Genomic DNA, 20,331 nt, shown 5'->3' on the forward strand with positions numbered 1-20,331 from the left:
TATTAGCCCAATTTAAATATTTATGGCGATACAAGATAATATTCAATCAAATTTTTCTTTACAAGGTTATTCAAGTATTTTAATAGGAATCTATTTTTTAGTTGCTACTTTTTTAATAAAAAAATTAATAATGGGCTTTTTAGTTGATGGAAATCCTATAGGAGCTTTATCACCTCAAATTATAGAAATTTTTATTCTAACAATAATATTTACAACTTTTATTTTCTCTTCTGTAACGTTATTTTTAAACGGAAAAGCAAAGTCTAAAAAATTAGATTATAAACTATGGAACTCTAAAACAAAAACTATTTTATGGAAATACCTGATTAGTTTTATTGTTATTTTTTTGGTGCTTACTTACCTAATATTCTTTAATTATAGTGATTATTTAGCTCCATTTTTCTTGTTATTATATGCTGTAACCCTACTCTTTTTAAAACTTAAAAACAGTAAAAACCTTTTTATTTTAGTAGGTGTTTCTTTGTTTTTAGCCTTAATCTGTTTCTTGATTCCTAATTATTGGTATTCATCACTTTTAATTTTAGGAATTGCCCATATAACTTATGGTTTGGTGGTAAAAAGTAATTAGAAATTTATTTATCATTTTTATTGCTAATGTAAAAAATAATTATTTACTTTGTATTTCAAAGTTCTTTAAAAATGAATTCAGAAGATTATTTAAAAGACATATCAGAAATTAAAACATTAATGAATAAATCATCACGATTCATTTCATTGAGTGGTTTGTCTGGTATTTTAGCAGGTTTATACGCCTTAATTGGTGCCTCTTTTGCTTATTGGTTTTATACACTAGATGGTAATGAATATATTGTAATAGAAAGTGAAATTTTCAACTTTCTTATATTAGACTTACTTGTTGTTGGGGTTTTAAGTATAGGAACTGCCATTCTTTTAACTACAAAAAAGGCAAAAGAAAACGATGAAAAAATATGGGATTCCTTAACCAAAAGACTACTAACAAGTTTTATTCTGCCTTTATTAACTGGCGGAATTTATATACTTATTATTTTAAATCAACAAAAATATGGGCAAACAGGAGCTTTAATGCTTTTATTTTATGGTTTGGCATTGCTAAATGCATCAAAATATACTTTGGGAGATGTTAAATATTTAGGTTACACTCAAATTGTTTTAGGTTTACTTTGTGCTGTTTTCCCTAGTTATGGGTTTTGGTTTTGGGTAATTGGTTTTGGATTTATGCATATTATTTATGGAGCATCTATGTACTACAAGTACGATAGAAAATAGATGTAATTTAGCAACTTAAAAATAGGTTTTTGAAAAACATCATCTTAAATATTAATAAAGCATTCGATCATAGAATTAGATTAGGAATAATGTCTGTTTTAATGGTTAATGAATTTGCAGATTTTAATACCCTTAAAGAATTATTGGGTGCAACAGATGGTAATTTAGCAAGCCATACAAAGGCGCTCGAAAAAGTAGATTTTATTAAGGTTGAAAAACAATTTATTGGTAGAAAACCAAACACAAAATACATTGCAACAGAATTAGGAAAAAAAGAGTTTAAAAAACACATTGATGCTCTTGAAAAATTAATTAAAAACAAATAGAATATTTTTTTATCTAATTACTTTGTATTTCAAAGTTCTTTTAAAAAATAAAATATGAGAAAGAAGTTTATTTATTGGTTGTTTGAGTGTTCTCAAAGAATTTATATCAAATATAAAAACAAGAAACCATGGGATATAAGTTCAGAAGAACTATTAACCTATTCAGAAGAGAGTTTTGGTTATCATTTAGGAAAACTACTAATTGAAAACAACTTTGAGTTGTTACCAAAAGTTGAAAGACACGATTGTTATCATTTAATAACTGGTTATGGAACAACTGTGGAAGATGAAATTGCTTTACAATATGTATGCTTTGGTAATGGAAAAAGAAGTCCGTATTTAATTGGTGTACTTTTAGCTGGTACATTAATACTGCCTGAATACTACAAATACTATATAAAGTCTCACAAATTAGGTAAAAACTGCAACCAATTTTATCACTTTAATTATAAAAACCTTTTAAACTTTTCTTTTCAAGAAATTAGAGAAGCAATCTTTAATAAACAACAAATACTACAAATTCAATAACTATGGAAATTGATATTCAAAAACAAGAAGCATCTAAAAAATGGATGAAACTAGTAATTTTAATAGGTGCTATATTTTTTAGCCTACTTTTTTATCAGCAAAATTTTGGTTTAAATCTATTCTTATTTTCAGTATTAACTGTTATAATATTGGCTATACATAAACCTAAATCTTTTAATAAAAAACAAAATTTATTTATAACTGTTGGATATTTTATTACAGGTATTACTATTTTTCTTTTTAAATCTAACTTAACAATAATTGCAAATATTCTTGCTTTTATTACTCTAATAGGTAGTATTTCTGAACAAAAATCATCAATTTATATACAATGGATTAACGGTTTATATACTACTATTGTTGCTGTTTTTTCTTTACATTTTGATAAAATAAATAGCGACAAAGAACCAGAAAAAAGAAAAAAAATAGATTATGTTTATTGGTTTAAAACTGCTGGAATTCCTTTAATAATAGTAATAGTTTTTATCAGTTTATACAGAAATGGAAATCCAAAATTTGATGCTTTAATAACCAAAATTGACTTAAGTTATATCAATTTTCAATGGTTTGTTTTTACAGGCTTAGGGTATTATTTATTCTATAATATTACAAATCCCATACAAATAGAACCTGTAACTTCTACAGATTTAAAAACTGGCAATAACCTGCTTAAAGAAGAATTAAAATATACATCACCCAAAAAAATAAAAAGTGAGAAACAAATGGGTTTTATATTATTAATTACTTTAAATATTCTAATTGTACTTTTCTTGGTAACTGATACATTATACTTATTTGAAATTCATAAAATGACAGCTCCACAGCTTTCTGAACAAGTACATACAGGTGTAAATGCATTAATCTTTTCAAATTTACTAGCAATTGTATTAATTCTGTATTTTTTTAGAGGAAGCTTAAACTTTATAAAAGATAATAAAAACTTAAAAATATTAACTTTTATATGGATTTTTCTGAATCTTATAATGATCATAATTACAGCAATAAAAAACATTGAGTATATTTTTTCTTTTGGGTTAACCTATAAAAGAATTGGAGTTTTGTTTTTTTTATTATTAACTGCAATAGGCCTAATTACAACCTATTTTAAGGTAACAAAAATTAAAAACTTATGGTATTTATTTAGAAAAAATACACAAATTGCATTTGTAATACTTGTTATTTCTTCAACAATAAATTGGGATAAAATAATAACTTATAATAACATTAATTATGCTGAACAAATTGATTTAAAATATCTTATTAACCTATCAAACAACAACGTGTTTTTATTAAAAGATTACATTGTAAAAAATGATATTAAAAATTTAAAAATTGATGAAAAACACAGACTTTATTTAATTGATTTAGAGAGTAATTCTTGGCAAGAAATGATATTTGATAATCTAAAAATAAAGTAGATGGAAAATTCTAATAAAATACCAAAATTAATATTGAAAGCATCTGTTTTATCTGCAATCATATTTTGGGTACAGATTCTTTTTGAAGATTATAGCACAGTAATAGGAATTATACCTTATGTTATTTTATCAATAATACCAATATTTATTATATGCTCTCTTACTATTTTTTTCTGCATTTTAATTTTGTACTATTCTGTTAGAAATAAGATGAGTAATAATGAAATTTTTAGACGTTTTTTCCCCTATAATGCAATTGTAATTTTTTGTGTTTGCGCTTATTCAATTATAATTTCAAACTTTCAAATATTTGTATGCATTTTCTTTATAACAGCATTTTTTACATTAATACAAGCTTGGGTTTGGCTTTGCAAACCAGAAATAAATAAAAAACTTATTCAGAAAAAGTTAGTTAGTTAGTTAGTAGTAAGTTGATTTGAGCAAGGCTTTAGACTTTAAAGTAAATAGCCTTGCTCTTTTTAAAAATAAATTATGATAAAATTCAATATAAAATATTTCGTAATTTTTATAATTCTGTTTGTATCAGAAGTTTTAATTGCAAAATATGCAACAGGATTTTTAAGACATACTTTTGGAGATTATTTGTCTGTAATGCTATTATACACTTTTATTAAAAGCTTTATAAAGATATCAGCTCTTAAAGCAGGTTTTATTGTTTTGTTAATCGCTTATATAATTGAATTTTTACAATTGACAAATCTTGAAAATTTATATCCTTTAAAATATAGAAGTATTCTTAAACTTATTTTAGGCACCTCTTTTTCTATTCCAGATTTAGTTGCTTATACTTTAGGTGTTGCAACCATTTTAATCTTTGAAAAGTTATAATTAAATAATAAAAGTTATCCCCCAATATTAAAATTACCCACTTTAAAACCTGGTTTAACATAATCTTTAGGTACATTTTCTGGTGGAACAGTTAAAACATTTCCATCACGAATTGCGCTGTAATGTGGAGACAATATTTCTATACCAGCATTGTGTAACTCATTTTTAATACTTTCGTGTAAATAAGAATAGATTACTGCAGATTTCTCTGGATGTTTGGTATGGCAATTAATTTCGTAATTTATGTAAAAATCGTCAAGACTTTTTACCAAAACAAAAGGTTCTGGCTTGTCTAAAATCATTTGTGTGTTTTTAGCACCTTTAACTAAAGCCTGTATAACATCTCCACTAGGTACATCATAACCAATTGTTACAGAAGTATGTAATATAACTCCAACTTCTTCTGCTGCATTTTTACTAAAATTGATAATATGATTCCCTAAAATAGTAGAATTAGGTACAGTTACATCTAAGTTTTTTATGGTTTTAACTCTTGTTACTAATAAACTTCTTTCTGTAACATCGCCAACTGTATTGCCTATTTCTACTCTATCCCCCACTTTAAATGGTCTCATATAAGTAATTACAACACCTGCAACAATATTAGAAATAGCAGCTGTAGAACCTAATGAAAACAAAACTCCGAAAAAGATAGAAACACCTTTAAAAGCATCAGAACCAGAACCAGGTATGTAAGGAAAACAAACTACGGCTGCAAAAGCAATAATTACAATTCTAATTAAATTAAAAGTTGGTTTAGCCCAATCTGCATGAAAACCTTCTAAACGAACAGCTTCTCTTTCTAATTCGCCAGTTAAATATTTTAAGAATTTTAATAAATATTTAGTAGCAAAAACAATCACCAAAATAAAAAACAACCCAGGAATAAATTCTAAAAAACCATCAACAACAAAATGTACTGGTTTTAAAACATAAGAAAATATGGTATCTGCTATTTCTTTAGTTTCTGGAATAAATTTAAAAACAAAAGGTAAATACAATACTAAAAAAACAATGCTAAAACCAATTCTAATAGTTCTCGTTGCAAATTTTAGAATATGTTTTTCTCTTCTAGGTGTAATAAAACGAAAGAGTTTAGCAACTTCTTTATTTTTGAAGAGAACATTTCTATCTAGCTTATCTAGTTTAGTTTGTAATTTTTTGAATATTTTTTTAAAAATGAAGAAAAATAGAAAAATTCCTAATATAGAAATTCCAAAATAAACATAATTTAATATCATAATATAATGAGCGTAATTTGTTAGATTAAAAGTAAATATATACTTTTTTTATATAATCTTAAACTCAAAGCTATACCTGTTGAATATTTCTAATTAAATCTTCTAAACCATTTAACTTCAACTCATAAACACTTGCCATTTGCAAACCTAATTTACCTTTTGGGAAACCTTGATTCTTAAACCAAACCAAATAATGTTCAGGTAAATCTATTAAATATCGATTTTTAAACTGACCGAAAGGCATTTTCGCTTTAGCTAAATCTAATAAGAATTGTCTATTTTGAAAGTTATTCTCTTCCATCAACAAAATCTTGTAAGTAAGAAAAACGTTCTGTAAGTTTTCCGTTTTCTGTCATTTTTGCTCTTGCTAAAGCTTCATCTTTATCATTATTAAAAAAGGCAGGAATTACATTTTTTAGAAACATTTCTCCAAAACCTTCGCTTGCGTCTTTTGGCAATTCGCAAGGTAAATTATCTACAGCCATAACAACTATTGCATTATCATCTGTAAAATCTACTTCTTTTTCTGTCTTTGGATTGTAACCATAAATAGGATCTGCAATGGTCGATGCTCTTAGGGTTGATGCAACAGGACCATCAACATCACAAGAAATATCTGCCACAAATTTAATCTTAAATTTTTCTGATTTTGCATCTTGTCTGGTAAACAAATAAGGTGCTCCATTACCATAAAAATGCCCAGCAATAAAGAAATCTGACACTTTTGCAAAACGCATAAAATCTGATTCGTAATTCTCTGGGTGATCGTAAAAATCAAAATTATCGATTACTTTTCCGTCTTTACGTTTGTTATAATCTAAAACATCTGCCAAACAATACACAGGTTCAGTAAAATTTTCACTCAAATAATCATCAACAGAAACCTCTTTAATATGTATTGCATCTAACATTTCTTTGGCTCCATAAGCAACCTTTCCATTACCCGTTAAAAGAATTTTAAAATTTTTAGGTAGTGTTATTTTTTTTAATTCAGAAATTAATTCCTTTTGTGAATCTAAAGTTTCAGCCTTTGGTAAACTAAAAGTTTTTTTCTTTAAACCAATTGCTCTAAAACCATTGTATGCCCCAACAATACCTGCATAACGTCCAAAACCAATTAAACGCATTCCGTTTTCTTTTACAATCGTTTCGTGATCGAACAATACTATATTTTTATCTAAAATTGCGTTTAATAACTTTCTATTGTAAGGTTGTTTTTTAATGGTATGACTAAAGAAAAAATATTTCTTATTGTTGATTAGAGCATCAATTGGCACTTCTTTTACACCAAATAAAACATCGCAATCTGACATATTTTCAGTAATTTCAAAACCAGATTTTCTGTAAGCTTCATCAGAAAAAACTCGAATATTTGAGCTTTCAACTTTTATGGAAGCTGTAGGGAATTGATTTTTAAACTCTTGTAATTTTTCCGGTGAAAATACGACTCTTCTATCAGGTGGATTTTTACGTTCTTTAATGATGCCAAACTTCATAATAATTGATTTAAAGGTTACTGAAATTACTGCTGTAAAAGTTGGTATAATATTTGTTCGAAGATATTAGATTTTAAAGAGATTAACAATTGTATTTTTTTATACTTTTGCAAACCGTATTTTATTTTATATAAAATATTTCTTTGACATTTTGGGGACGACTGGTTTTGACAGCAAGGTCAGTGAATTTGTAAGCATATCGAGTTATGAAATAACACTCGTAAAACCTAATTTCAACTTTTTAAACGGCGAAGATAACTACGCTTTAGCTGCTTAATCCGAATCATAGTAGGATTAGCCTAGGCTCACAAGGTGAGCAAGCTTTATGTCCACGAAAAGCCTTGGTTTATGGCGTTTCATTTTTGGGCATCGTAAAAATAAACATAGAAAACTTAAAGCTTTGGTAAGTTTTCGAAACTAAAAAAGCTAAGTTATAAGTGGGTTGTTCTTAATCAGCTTTTAAACGAAAACCAAATAAGAACTAAATATGTAGAAAGCTTTTTGGCTGCTTGTTTGGACCCGAGTTCGATTCTCGGCGTCTCCACTTAAAAACCTGTAAATAAATATTTTACAGGTTTTTTTATTGTAAAATCACAAATTAACTCCTCTATAATATTCTAAAACTTTTACTCTTAAAAAATAATCGTATTTGGCAATAGAAACATTAATTTTTGCGTTTTCTAAATTGTTTTTACTGGTTATGTAAGCCAAGAAATTAGAAACTCCGTTATTAAACCTGGTTTCATTAATCTCAAAAGATTTTTGAAAAGCAACTACTTGTTTTTTTAAACTTTGATATCTAGCAAAAGCTGCTTCCATATCAAAATGGACTTGCTGAATGGCATTTTTTATATCTAATTCAGTTTGCTCTAATGCAATTAACGATTCTTCTACATTCACTTTTTCTAAAGCAACATTGTTTTTTGCCTGAAAACCATTAAAAATTGGTACACTTACAGAAAAACCAATTACAGAATTAAAATTATTATCAAACTGATCTAAATAACTAATATTCTGAGTACTATATAAGGCTTGATTGGTTAAAACTGGTGTATTTTGATTATTGATTGACACAAAATCTCCTGTTTCTGCAATAGTTGTTCCTGTTTCAATATAGGTTTCTGCTGCACTTGAATAATTCGTATTTAAACCTCCAAACAAAGATATTTCTGGTATGTATTGAGCTTTTGCCACACTTACTCCTTTTTTTGCAGATTCTAATCGTAATTCACTTGCTTTAAAAGTAGCCAAGTTTTCTAAAGCTTCATTAAATACTTGGTTAGGTGTAAATTTGTATTTCTTTAAACTTAATAAAAAAGCATCTGCATTAACATCCATTTTAACTTGTAGATTTAAAAGTGATGTTAAACTTAATTTTGCATTATTTAAAGCAATTTCTGCAGAAAGAATACTAGTTTCATCGGAAGATTTTTGGCCTAACAAATCTGTATAATCTGCAGGGTTTTCTCTACCTTCATCAAACAAATCTTTTTGAATTTTTAATTGCTTATCTGTAGCTATTAATCGTTGTTTATTTAACGCTAATAAATCTTTACTATTTAAAACTTGCAAGTAGGCCAAAGTTACTGAAAGAATTAAATTTTGTTCTTCTTGCTCAACTTCTAAATTAGCAGCTTGTGTATTTAATCTTTGTTGTTTTAAGGTATTTAGTAATCTAAAACCATTAAAAACAGTTGCATTTAAACTTAAACTTGCGTTTGAAAATGTTAATTGTTGATTTATAAAATCATTTGTAAACGGATCTATACTTCTACCATTATTTATACCTAAATTATAATTTGCATTTACATTTGGTAATAGGTTTGCTTTAGATTGTTGATAATTTATTTTAGTTGATTTTGCAGTGTTTTTAGTTGATTTTAAACTTAAATTATTTTCTAGAGCTATATGTATACATTCTTCTAGCGTATATATTTTTTCTTGCTCATTTTGGCAAAACATAGAATTGCTGAAAACAAATGCAATTAAATAAACGAAACTTCTTTTTATCATTTTTAATACTTTTAAGCTGTTCTAATTTTCATCAGAACAAATTAATTTTTGATGAACCTTAACCTGTAACTTATTCTGTTTTTAAAGAGTCTACAGGGTTTGATATTGCAGATTTAATTGCCTGATAACTAACTGTAATTAAAGTAATCAATAAAGCACCAGAACAAGCAATTGCAAAAACTGTCCAAGAAATATTGGTTCTATAAGTAAATTTTTGCAGCCATTCTTTCATCATAAAATATGCAATTGGAGAACCAATTAATAATGAAATTACAACCAATTTTAAAAAATCTTTAGATAACAAAATCCATAATTGACTTACAGAAGCACCTAATGTTTTACGTATTCCTATTTCTTTGGTACGTTGTTCTGCTACAAAAGAAGCTAAACCAAATAAGCCTAAACAACTTATAAAAATGGCAAGTATTGTAAATACTTTAGACAAGTTTGCTACTCTTTCTTCAGATCTAAATTTTTGTCCATATTGCTCATCAACAAATTGGTAAATGAAAGGTAAGTTTGGAAAATTTGCTTTAAATGTACTTTCTATTTTTGATAAATTATCTGCAATACTTTTGCTTGGGTTTAATCTTAAGTTATAATAACTAGCTGATTCATTATTATCAAAAACATAAAAAGCTTGTTTTGTAGGACTGTAAGGAGACTGTACAAGAATATCATCTATAACACCAATTATTTTTAATGGTTCTCTTGGGTCTTCATCATCAGAATCTCTAACGTATTTTCCTATAGGGTTTTCAATTCCCATATATTCTACAGCTGTTTTATTTAAAATTACAGCAGTAGAATCAGAAGCAAAATCTCTAGAAAAACCTCTACCTTCAATTATTGTTAACCCTAAAGTTTCTACAAAATCATAAGAAACATTTGTATAGGCAAATTCTTCTTGAAATTCAGGATCTTTTCCATCCCATTTAAAACCACTCCAATTAGACCAAACATCTGTCATTGGGCTACTTGTACCTGCCATATTTATAACTGCACCAGATGCTATAAATTGATTTCGCATCATCTCTTGTTTCCCATTAAATTCAGAGGTCATTACAGGTATTTGTATTAAGCCTTCTTTGTTATAACCTGTTGGTCTGTTTTTAGCATAATCTATTTGATTTATTACAATCATAGTTCCTATAATTAATGCAACTGAAACTGTAAATTGAGTAACTACTAATATTTTTCTTGGCAAAGCTGCAAAACGACCTGTTTTAAATGTCCCTTTTAAAACAGTTACAGGATTAAAAGATGATAAATATAAAGCTGGATAACTACCTGCTAGAAATGATGTGATGATGATGAAAATAAAAGAAACTCCCCAAAATTGATAATCTGACCAAGGAAAAACTATTTTTTTACTTGCTAAATCATTAAAACCATTTAAAAACAACAATACCAAACCAATTGATAACACAAAAGAAAGTACCACTATTAAAAAAGATTCACTTAAAAACTGTGCTATTAACTGACTTCTTTTTGATCCTATAGATTTTCTAATTCCAACTTCAATGGCTCTTTTTTCTGATCTTGCAGTACTTAAATTTACAAAATTGATACAAGCCAATAATAATACAAACACACCAATTATACCAAATAACCAAACGTTTTCAATTCTTCCACCTGTTTGTATTCCTTCATCAAATTTATTACGCAAATACCAATCTTTCATTGGAAATAAAAACATTTGTGGATTAAACTGCGCTTCTTCTGGAGATGCTATTTTTTTAACATCAATAATTTTTGCTGTAACAGCATCCATTGTTGTGTTTTCATTAATCTGCACAAAAAGTTGAAATGAGTTATTTCCCCAAGAAGTTTTAGCATTTTGAATCCAAGTTCTTGAAGCCACATAATAATCCCAAGAACCAATAAAATCTAAATTCGAAAAACTATTATTATTAGGTATGTTTTTATAAACTGCGCTTACAGTTAAATCATCTGTACTGTTTATTCTTACAATTTTTCCAATAGGGTTTATATCCTTAAACAACGCTTTTGCAGTAGATTCAGAAATCATTATTGATTTTTGATCATCTATTCCATTTTTAACTCCAGAAACAATCTCTAAGCTCAGCATTTCAGAAGCTCCTTTCTGCATAAAGTTTCCTTGAAAATTTAAATTGATTTCTCCATATTTTAAATATCTAGGTTGTGTCCAAGAAGACATCACTAAGTGTTTAAAATTATCTTCATAATCTTTTTTAATAGCAAATTCTAAGGCTCTAGGAATTGCTTCTGAAGTTTCGGTTTTATTATTATAGGTTTCATTTTGTAATACTTGTGCTATGGTATTACTGTTTTCAAAATGATTATTGTAATTCAATTCGTCGTTAATCCACAAACCAATCATTACAGTTGCTGTAATACCAATGGCTAAACCTAAAATATTAATTAGCGAATACACCTTATTTTTAAGGAGATTTCTGAGTGCAATTTTTATATAATTTTTAAACATAAATTTAAGTTTTCTAATTTTTAATGATTTTATTACTCTGAACGTAGAGAATTTACTGGGTTTGCATTTGCAGCTTGTAATGTTTTTGCACTAATAATAATTAAAGCAAATAGAATCATAGCAAAAGCACTTACAACAAACACCCAAAAACTAATACTGGTTTTGTAAGCAAAATTTTGAAGCCAATTGTACGTTCCATACCAAGCAATTGGTGCAGCAATAGCAAAAGCAATTGCAACTAAGATTAAGAATTCTTTACACAACAATGCGTTAATTTGAAATAAAGATGCACCTAACACTTTACGAACTCCAATTTCTTTAACACGTCTATTAGTTGTATAAATTACAAGACCTAATAGCCCCAAACAACTAATTAATATTGATAAACCTGTTGCCCAGTTTAATAATTTCGATACTTTTTGTTCTTTTTTGTAAAATTTAGCAATGGTTTCATCTAAAAATTCTAGCCTCATGTTAGTGCCTGGATATACTTCTTTATAAACTTTTTCAATTTTTGAAAGACTATTTTTTAAATTTTCGGTGGAATTACTTTGTAATGAAATATGCACTGCTTGAAAATAAGACCATTCACCTCTGTACCAATCTCCATGCAAAGTGAGAGGTTTAATATCTGACTTTAAAGAACGTTGATGAAAATCTCCAATAACCCCAACAATTTGCAAGTTTTCTTTATCATAAAGTAAAGACTTACCAACAGCATCTTCTGCAGATTTAAATCTAAAAAATTTTCTTGCAGCTTCATTTATTACCAGTTCTTTTATGGTATCATTTCTTTGTACACGACCAGCAAGTAAATCAATTTCAAAAAGATTTAAATAGTTGGTATCACCAGCAAGTAATTGTATTTCTCCATACACTTCTTGGTTGTCAACCATTCTTCTCATATCAGTTCTGTTACTGCTTTGAGATGCAGGTGGATTAGCGCCAAGACTAATTTCTTTTATACTTGGTATTGCTGCTAATTTTTCTGAATACAGTTTAATTTTCTCAAAACTTTGTTCTTCTAAAGGTTTATAAACAGATACAATTGCATCTTTTTTGAAACCCATATCTTTACTTAATAAAAAATTAATTTGTTTACCTACTAAAAGTGTGGCTATTATAAAAACTTGTGCAATTGTAAACTGAAATACAGTTAAAAACTTTCTTAAACGTACCTTTTTATCTCCAACTCCTAAATGATTTTTTAAAACTGAAATCGTGTTAATTTTTGATAAAACAATAGCTGGATAAAAACCAGACAAAAAAGTTACTAAGACTAATAATAAAATTATACTAATTACTACAATAGGTACTTTGAATAATTCGAAACTTAAGCCTACAGGCACAAAATCTGAAAAGACATTAATTAGCCATTTAGAAAGTATTAATGATAAAAGTGCAGCAATTAAAACCAACAAAAATGTTTCTCCCATAAACTGCCCAATCAACTGATTTCTAGAACTTCCTAACGTTTTTCGAATACCAATTTCTTTGGCACGTTGTGCAGCTTGTGCTGTGTTTAAATTGATAAAATTAATACAACCTAACAACAATAAAAAGATCGCTACAAATACTAAGTTTTTTAATAAAGACTTGCTTGCTTGTCCACTAGACCAATCATAAGTTCCGTAATTTTCATTAAAATGAATATCATTTAAAGGTTGAAGGTTAAATATTCTTTCTTCACCATATTTTATATCATCTTCATCTCTATGTTCAATAGCAATTTCTTTAAGATTATTTTTTATTGATGCTTTATTTGCGTTTGCACTCAACTTAACATACAATTGAGAATTAGAATTAGTATTATTCCATCTTTTACCAATTATATTTCCACGCAATCTTGTTTGCAACAAAGTTGGATGAGAAATAAATTCTTGAAAAATAATATCTGTTCTGTTTTTAAAACCCTCTACAATTCCTGTAACTTTTGCGTTAATAGAATCATTATACACCAACGTTTTACCAATAATTTCAGAAACTGCTGTATTTGGGAAATACTTAGATGCGCGTTCTTCTGTTAAGATTACTTCATTAGGGTTTTGTAGTGTTTTAATAGCATCACCAGCAATAAATTTGTAATCAAAAATTTTAAAATAATTTTCATCTGCATAGATTACATCTTTGGGTAATTTAAATTCTAAATCTTCTGTTCTATTATTAACCTTCATGGGTCTTTCTAAATAAAACTCACTAACTACATCAAAATTAGAATTATCTTGTATAGCCCCTTTTAATGCTAAAGTTACTCCTGAATTAGAAAACTCACCTTCTGGAAATTTAAAATCGGTAACTACTCTATAAATTCGATCTCCATCTTTATGAAAATCATCAAAAGTATAATCGTAATACACCATTAAACCTATTATAAAAGAAGCACTAAAACCAATGGTTAAACCAATAACATTTATGAATGAAAACACCTTGTGATTCATCATATTTCTAAATGCTATTTTTATATAATTTTTAAACATTTGCTCAGTTTTTATGGGTTGGTTTTAAGAATAATTGGTTTTAATTTTAGGCAATAACGCTTACACTAAAATATTTTCTGTTACTTTTTGGCCATCTAACATTCTAATAATTCTATGACTGTATTTTGCATCGTGCTCACTATGAGTTACCATAATAATTGTAGTACCAGCCTCATTTAAATCGATTAACAGATCCATAACTTCATTACCATTTGTACTATCTAAATTTCCTGTTGGTTCATCTGCTAAAATTAATTTAGGATTATTTACAACTGCTCTTGCAACAGCAACTCTTTGTTGTTGACCTCCTGATAATTGTTGCGGAAAATGATTACGTCTGTGCATAATTTGCATTTTCTCTAAAACTTCTTCTACTCGTTTTTTTCTTTCTGATGTTTTAACACCTGTATAAATTAAAGGCAGCTCTACATTTTCAAAAACGGTTAATTCATCAATTAAATTAAAGCTCTGAAAAACAAAACCAACATTGTGTTTTCTTAATTGAGCTCTTTTTCTTTCATTATAACCAGCTACTTCTTCTCCATTAAATTTAAAACTACCAGCATCAGGATCATCTAACAAACCTAAAATGTTTAATAAAGTTGATTTTCCACAACCTGATGGTCCCATAATTGCGACAAATTCTCCTTTTTTAACTTCAAAAGACAACTTGTTTAATGCTATGGTTTGTACCTCATCTGTTCTATAAAATTTCTCTAAATTGTTAATTTCTATCATTATTTTTGGCTTTACGCTGTTCGCTTTTCGCTATTAGCTTTGGATTTTTAAATTTATTTTTTTCTCTTTTGATATTAATTCTTAACTCTTTTATCTATTTTCTTTATTCTATTTTCTCTCGTCTAAAGTCTAACTACTTTATAATTATTTGCTCTATTTCGTTATAAGAATCGTAGCTAGATGTAATTACTTTATCACCTTCATTTAATCCACTAATTACTTCGTAATATTTTGTGTTTTGGCTTCCTAATTGAATGTCTACTTTATAAGCAGTAGAACCATCTTCTGATAGTTTAAAAATCCAATTACCACCTGTTTTTTGAAAAAAGCCACCAACAGGAATTAACATTGCCTCTTTTTCTGCACTTAAAGCCACTCTAATTTGTAAATTCTGACCTCTTCTAATTCCTTTTGGCACATCGTTTTCAAAAACCATATCTACTTGAAAACGTCCATTTGTAACTTGTGTAAAAATCTTTTTTATCACCAAAGTATATTGCTTGTTATTTAGGTTAAATGTTCCTGTTTGTCCTGTATATATTCTAGAAATATAGTGTTCATCTATATCTACCCTTACTTTATAACCTGTAACTACATCTATTTGACCCAATCTTTCTCCTTTATTTTTAGACTGACCAATTTCTGCATCTAAAGAAGTTAATTGACCATCAATAGGTGCTCTAACTACTAAATCTTCTACCTTTTTTCGCATCAATTTCAAAGCACTTTGGGTTCTTTGATATGAGTTTTTAGCTTGTTGAATTTCTTGTTTTGTAGCAATAGAATCTTCTTGTAAAATTTCATTCGTTAATTTCATTCTTTGCTTTTGGTAGTTGTAATTATTTACAGAAGACTCATAATCTTGACGCCCAATAGCCCCTTTTTCATATAATTTTGAATTTAAATCGAACAAACGTTTCGCTTCAATTAAATTATTTTCTACATCTGTAAATTGATTTAATCTATTAATTGTATTCTGTCTTGCTGCATTCTGCGAAATTTGCATTTGCGTTAATAAATTATAAACAGAAGTTTCTTGGTTAATTAAACTTAACTCCAAATCTGTATTTGCTAATTTTAAAATTGGCTCGCCTTTTTTCATAATTGCGCCATCTTCTACAAACTTCTCTTCTACTCTACCACCCTCTACAGCATCTAAATAAATAGTTGTTATGGGTAACACAATTCCGCTTACAGGTATATTTTCTTGAAAGACACCATTTTTTACGTCATTAATTGCAATTCGTTCTTTATTTACCGAAAGTTTAGAGCCTCCAGAGGTTGCATAAATCACATAAATAATTAATAGTAATAGAAGTGCAATTCCACTAATTTTTAATAATGTTGATGTAGAAAATTTCTTTTTTTCTATTTGAATGTCCATTTTTACTTTTTTATTTCTCTTACTTCATAGACAAGATGATGCCAAAAATTAAACACTTTGATTATCAGTATTTTAAATTTTTCATCAAAAATAAAAGTGTTCGGTTTTGATACAGTTTCTGTTCGGTTTTGATACAAAAAAAATCATCTTAATAATTTTCTTTCATCAATTTAAAATCTTGATTATAAAATTGTAATATTGTAAATATGGTTTTGAAAAAAGCAAAAATATTGGTAATTGATGATGATGTTGATGTTTTAACAGCAATCAGACTTTTACTAAAACCATTGGTTGCTGAAATTGTAATAGAGAAAAACCCGAGTAACATCAATTTTCAAATTGAAAGTAAAAAGTTCGATTTAATTATACTAGATATGAACTTTAATGGTTTAGTAAATACTGGTAATGAAGGTATTTTTTGGTTGAATAAAATTAAACAATTTAACCCCAATATTGCTGTAGTTTTAATGACAGCTTACGCAGATATTGATTTAGCTGTTAAAGGTTTAAAAGAAGGAGCATCTGATTTTTTAATAAAACCTTGGAAGAATGAGAAAATTATAAATACAATCAAATCTATTTTAAAATCAGAAAAAAAACCGAAAGACAATTTTTCTTCAAATAGCATTCCTATAATTGGTGAAAGTGCAGTAATGAAAGATGTTTTTATCAAACTAAAAAAAGTTAGTCCAACAGATGCAAACGTTTTAATTTTAGGCGAAAATGGAACAGGAAAAGATTTAATTGCAAGAGCTTTACACGAAAATTCTAATAGAAAAAATAAGCCTTTTGTAAAAGTTGATGTTGGTGCATTAACAACAACCTTATTTGAAAGCGAATTATTTGGTTATAAAAAAGGAGCATTTACAGGTGCAAATGAAGACAGAAAAGGACGTTTTGAAACTGCAAATGGTGGTACTTTATTTTTAGATGAAATTGGTAACATTTCTCTAGGTCAGCAAGTGCGTTTACTAACAGTTTTACAAAACAGGCAAATAACACCTTTAGGTTCTAATGAACCTGTAAATATTGATATTCGTTTAATTTGTGCTACCAACGAAAACCCTAATGTTTTAGCTGATGAAAAGAAGTTTCGTAAAGATTTAATTTATAGAATTAACACTTTAGATATTACAATACCTCCACTTAGAGAAAGAGGAACTGACATTGTTTTACTCGCTAAATATTTTGTGAATCTATATGAAGAAAAATACAATAAAAGCACTTTTGAGTTTGATGTAAGTTTTACTAAAAAACTAAAAAACCATAATTTTCCTGGCAATGTAAGAGAACTACAATACATTTTAGAAAGAGCTGTAATTATGACTGATGGCACTATTTTAAAAGCAGAAGATTTGGTCTTTTCATCCATAGAAAGATCAATAGAAAACAATATTCCAGAAACACTAAATTTAGATGATTTAGAAAAAAATGCAATTCTAACTGTTTTAGAAAAACACAATGGCAACATCTCTAAATCTGCCAAAGAACTAGGTATTACAAGAGCTGCACTCTACAGAAGATTAGAAAAGTATGAATTATAAAGGATATATTTTAAAACTATTCTTCAGAATTTTTATACTTATTACATTAATTCTGGGACTCATTTATTTTGTCTATCAAGATAAAATTACATATACAATTTTGCTAAGTTTTGGTTTAATAATTGCCATTGTAAACTTATATCAATTTATAAAAAGACGTTTTTCTGCTATTGATGATTTTTTTGAATCTGTAAAATACAGAGATTTTTCTAGATGGTTTCCAGAAGACAGAGGTCCTAAAGACATTCGTTTTTTATATACTGGTTTTAATGAAGTAAATAGAACTATCAAAGAAATAAACATTAAAAACGAAACACAATACATCTATCTGCAAAAAATTTTAGAAATGATTGATGTTGGAATTATAGCTTATAATATAGAAACAGGAGATGTTTTATGGCTAAATGATACCTTTAAAGAAATTATCGATTTTCCATCATTTAAAAATATTCGTTTTGTAGAAAATAGAAAACCAGAATTATACAATATTATTTTTGAAACCTATAATAGAGAACCAAACTCAATTACAATAGCACTCCAAAACGAACGTTTAAAAGTTTTAATTTCTGACACCATTTTTCAGATAAAAGAAGACTCTTTTAAACTAGTTGTGCTGCAAAATATTGATAATACATTAAATAAAAACGAATCTGAGGCTTGGAAAAAATTATTAAGTGTAATGACACACGAAATAATGAATTCTATTGCTCCTATTTCTTCTTTGGCAGACACTTTACAAAGAAATCTAGAATTAAATATTAAGAACCCTAATGACAACTCTTTAGAGGTAGAAGATTTAAATGCAGGTATTAAAACGATAAAAAACAGAAGTCAAGGTTTATTAAAATTTGCAAAAACTTACAGAAGTTTAAGCAAAGTAACCAACTTAAATCTTCAAAAAACACAAGTTTCTGAACTTTTCAATAATATTGAATTATTAATGGCACCATCAATAAAAGCTAAAAATATTGATATTCAATTTTCAGTTTCTTCTAAAAGATTACAACTAGATATTGATGTGCATTTAATAGAACAAGTATTAATAAATTTAATCTTAAATGCAAAAGATGCTTGCCAAAAACAAGAAAAACCGTTAATTAAAATTACAGCTTCTCAAACCCAAAACCACAATACAATTATTAAAGTTTTTGATAACGGAACAGGAATACCCAAAGATATTATGGAAAATATTTTTATACCCTTTTTTACCAGTAAATCTACAGGGAGTGGAATAGGCTTAAGTCTTTGTAAACAAATCATGTTATTACACAAAGGGAAAATTTTAGTGAATAGTGTAGAAAATGAAGGGACCGTTTTTAGTCTGATTTTTTAGTCCTTTTTTATTAAAAAAATGTTAAAATCAATATTGATTGTAATTTTTTAAATAAAGATACGTCCTAGTATATGGTAAGAGTAATCTTATCATTCTTTTTCATAGCAATTTTCCCACTCCTCACTGAGGAGTGGGTTTTTTATTTCTATATTGCACAAAAGAAAAAAATTGAAAAAAGTAATTGTTTCTGTTACCAATGATTTAACCACAGACCAAAGAGTACACAAGGTTTGTACTACTTTAGTAGAAAATAATTTTGATGTTCTACTTGTTGGTAGAAAATTAAAATCATCAATAGAAATTGACAGAAACTACAAAACAAAAAGATTAAAATTAGTTTTTAATCAGAGCTTTTTATTCTATGCTGAATTTAATTTTCGCTTATTTTTATTTCTCCTTTTTAAAAAGAAACACATACTATTAGCTAACGATTTAGATACTTTATTAGCTAATTTTCTTGTAAGCAAATTACAGCAAAAAAAAATAGTTTACGATAGTCACGAATTATTTTCTGAAGTACCAGAATTGGTAAATAAACCTTTTAAGAAAAGTATTTGGGTGGGTTTAGAAAAAATGATTTTACCCAAACTAAAACACACGTATACAGTTTGTAATAGTATTGCTGATTATTACAAAAATCTTTATGAAACTAATTTTAATACTATAAGAAACCTACCCAAGAAAAAAGTAGTTGTAAAAGAAAACTTTTCTTTTGATGTAGCAAACAGAAATATAATTCTATATCAAGGGGTTTTAAATGTTGGTAGAGGCTTAGAATTAATGATTGATACTGTTCCTTTTTTAAATAATACGATTTTAGTAATTATTGGTGATGGAGATATAGCAACATCTTTAAAAACAAAAATTACAGAAAAAGGATTACAAAATAAAGTCTATTTTTTAGGAAAATTAAATCCAGAAGAATTACATAAACTTACACCAAATGCTAATATTGGAATTAGTTTTGAAGAAGATTTAGGGCTCAATTATAGATTTGCATTACCCAACAAAATATTTGATTACATTCAAGCAGAAACACCCATTTTAGTATCTGATTTACCAGAAATGAAAAGAATTGTTACTGAATATAAAGTTGGTGAAATTATAGAAAAAAGAACTCCAGAAGCTATTGCCAATCAAATAGAAACCATGCTTAAAAAAGATTTTAGTAATGCACTTGTTAAAGCAAAATCAGAATTAATTTGGGAAGCACAAGAACAACTCTTGTTATCTCATTTTAAATAA

The 20,331-nt window shown here is 27.4% G+C and carries 17 protein-coding genes and 1 other RNA gene; 10 read left to right on the plus strand and 8 right to left on the minus strand.

Translation table 11 applies throughout. The features are described from left to right. The first annotated feature begins 22 nt into the window (after nucleotides 1-22). The 6 genes from ACJJVK_RS02320 (at nucleotide 23) to ACJJVK_RS02345 (ending at nucleotide 4,390) form a co-directional block, all read left to right on the plus strand. Entirely contained in the window at nucleotides 23-589 is a 567-nt protein-coding gene (locus ACJJVK_RS02320; protein WP_405562729.1) for a hypothetical protein, read from the plus strand. A gap of 71 nt (nucleotides 590-660) precedes the next feature. Further along, entirely contained in the window at nucleotides 661-1,269 is a 609-nt protein-coding gene (locus ACJJVK_RS02325) for a hypothetical protein (protein WP_405562732.1), read from the plus strand. A 29-nt stretch (nucleotides 1,270-1,298) separates the two neighbouring features. Next, on the plus strand, nucleotides 1,299-1,595 hold the full coding sequence (locus tag ACJJVK_RS02330) for a transcriptional regulator (protein WP_215992931.1): 297 nt from the start codon (nucleotides 1,299-1,301) through the stop codon (nucleotides 1,593-1,595). Between the two features lie 54 nt (nucleotides 1,596-1,649). Continuing rightward, nucleotides 1,650-2,123: a Coq4 family protein gene (locus tag ACJJVK_RS02335; protein ID WP_405562735.1), complete on the plus strand. Its 474-nt coding sequence runs from the start codon at nucleotides 1,650-1,652 to the stop codon at nucleotides 2,121-2,123. 2 nt (nucleotides 2,124-2,125) lie between these two features. Next, complete coding sequence (locus ACJJVK_RS02340; protein WP_405562737.1) at nucleotides 2,126-3,541, plus strand: DUF4173 domain-containing protein; 1,416 nt, start codon at nucleotides 2,126-2,128, stop codon at nucleotides 3,539-3,541. Between the two features lie 492 nt (nucleotides 3,542-4,033). Beyond that, nucleotides 4,034-4,390 (plus strand): DUF2809 domain-containing protein, encoded by a 357-nt coding sequence (locus ACJJVK_RS02345; RefSeq protein WP_405562739.1) that lies wholly within the window; start codon nucleotides 4,034-4,036, stop codon nucleotides 4,388-4,390. Nucleotides 4,391-4,404: 14 nt separating this feature from the next. Here ACJJVK_RS02345 and ACJJVK_RS02350 read toward each other — a convergent pair whose 3' ends face one another. The 3 genes from ACJJVK_RS02350 to ACJJVK_RS02360 form a co-directional block, all read right to left on the minus strand. Then, entirely contained in the window at nucleotides 4,405-5,631 is a 1,227-nt protein-coding gene (locus ACJJVK_RS02350) for a mechanosensitive ion channel family protein (protein ID WP_405562742.1), read from the minus strand. Between the two features lie 70 nt (nucleotides 5,632-5,701). After that, on the minus strand, nucleotides 5,702-5,932 hold the full coding sequence (locus ACJJVK_RS02355; protein WP_405562744.1) for a DUF3820 family protein: 231 nt from the start codon (nucleotides 5,930-5,932) through the stop codon (nucleotides 5,702-5,704). Further along, nucleotides 5,919-7,127 carry an NAD(P)-dependent oxidoreductase gene (locus ACJJVK_RS02360; RefSeq protein WP_405562747.1) on the minus strand — a complete coding sequence of 403 codons (1,209 nt, stop codon included), beginning with the start codon at nucleotides 7,125-7,127 and terminating at the stop codon, nucleotides 5,919-5,921. The genes ACJJVK_RS02355 and ACJJVK_RS02360 overlap by 14 nt, the downstream gene beginning before the upstream one ends. 153 nt (nucleotides 7,128-7,280) lie before the next feature. On the opposite strand from ACJJVK_RS02360, the gene ssrA reads away from it, so the two are divergent. Then, nucleotides 7,281-7,674, plus strand: a transfer-messenger RNA (tmRNA) gene (ssrA, locus tag ACJJVK_RS02365). Nucleotides 7,675-7,718: 44 nt separating this feature from the next. Here ssrA and ACJJVK_RS02370 read toward each other — a convergent pair. The 5 genes from ACJJVK_RS02370 to ACJJVK_RS02390 all read right to left on the minus strand — a co-directional run bounded on the left by ACJJVK_RS02370 (nucleotide 7,719) and on the right by ACJJVK_RS02390 (nucleotide 16,209). Next, nucleotides 7,719-9,140, minus strand: a complete 1,422-nt coding sequence (locus tag ACJJVK_RS02370; protein ID WP_405562750.1) for a TolC family protein — start codon at nucleotides 9,138-9,140, stop codon at nucleotides 7,719-7,721. Between the two features lie 70 nt (nucleotides 9,141-9,210). After that, the gene (locus tag ACJJVK_RS02375) at nucleotides 9,211-11,610 is read right to left on the minus strand and encodes an ABC transporter permease (RefSeq protein WP_405562752.1); all 2,400 of its coding nucleotides are present in this window, start codon (nucleotides 11,608-11,610) and stop codon (nucleotides 9,211-9,213) included. Nucleotides 11,611-11,642: 32 nt separating this feature from the next. After that, nucleotides 11,643-14,087 (minus strand): ABC transporter permease, encoded by a 2,445-nt coding sequence (locus tag ACJJVK_RS02380; RefSeq protein ID WP_405562755.1) that lies wholly within the window; start codon nucleotides 14,085-14,087, stop codon nucleotides 11,643-11,645. A 60-nt stretch (nucleotides 14,088-14,147) separates the two neighbouring features. Continuing rightward, entirely contained in the window at nucleotides 14,148-14,825 is a 678-nt protein-coding gene (locus tag ACJJVK_RS02385; protein ID WP_068363072.1) for an ABC transporter ATP-binding protein, read from the minus strand. 133 nt (nucleotides 14,826-14,958) lie between these two features. Beyond that, nucleotides 14,959-16,209, minus strand: a complete 1,251-nt coding sequence (locus ACJJVK_RS02390; protein WP_405562758.1) for an efflux RND transporter periplasmic adaptor subunit — start codon at nucleotides 16,207-16,209, stop codon at nucleotides 14,959-14,961. A gap of 206 nt (nucleotides 16,210-16,415) precedes the next feature. Here ACJJVK_RS02390 and ACJJVK_RS02395 point away from each other — a divergent pair, with 206 nt between their 5' ends. The 3 genes from ACJJVK_RS02395 to ACJJVK_RS02405 all read left to right on the plus strand — a co-directional run bounded on the left by ACJJVK_RS02395 (nucleotide 16,416) and on the right by ACJJVK_RS02405 (nucleotide 20,331). Beyond that, nucleotides 16,416-17,753, plus strand: a complete 1,338-nt coding sequence (locus ACJJVK_RS02395; protein WP_405562761.1) for a sigma-54-dependent transcriptional regulator — start codon at nucleotides 16,416-16,418, stop codon at nucleotides 17,751-17,753. Then, entirely contained in the window at nucleotides 17,743-19,086 is a 1,344-nt protein-coding gene (locus tag ACJJVK_RS02400) for a sensor histidine kinase (RefSeq protein WP_405562764.1), read from the plus strand. Before ACJJVK_RS02395 ends, ACJJVK_RS02400 begins: the two co-directional genes overlap by 11 nt. A 168-nt stretch (nucleotides 19,087-19,254) precedes the next feature. Beyond that, the gene (locus ACJJVK_RS02405) at nucleotides 19,255-20,331 is read left to right on the plus strand and encodes a glycosyltransferase (protein ID WP_405562767.1); all 1,077 of its coding nucleotides are present in this window, start codon (nucleotides 19,255-19,257) and stop codon (nucleotides 20,329-20,331) included.

This window comes from Polaribacter sp. Asnod6-C07 (assembly GCF_045063625.1).
Lineage (GTDB): Bacteria > Bacteroidota > Bacteroidia > Flavobacteriales > Flavobacteriaceae > Polaribacter > Polaribacter vadi_A.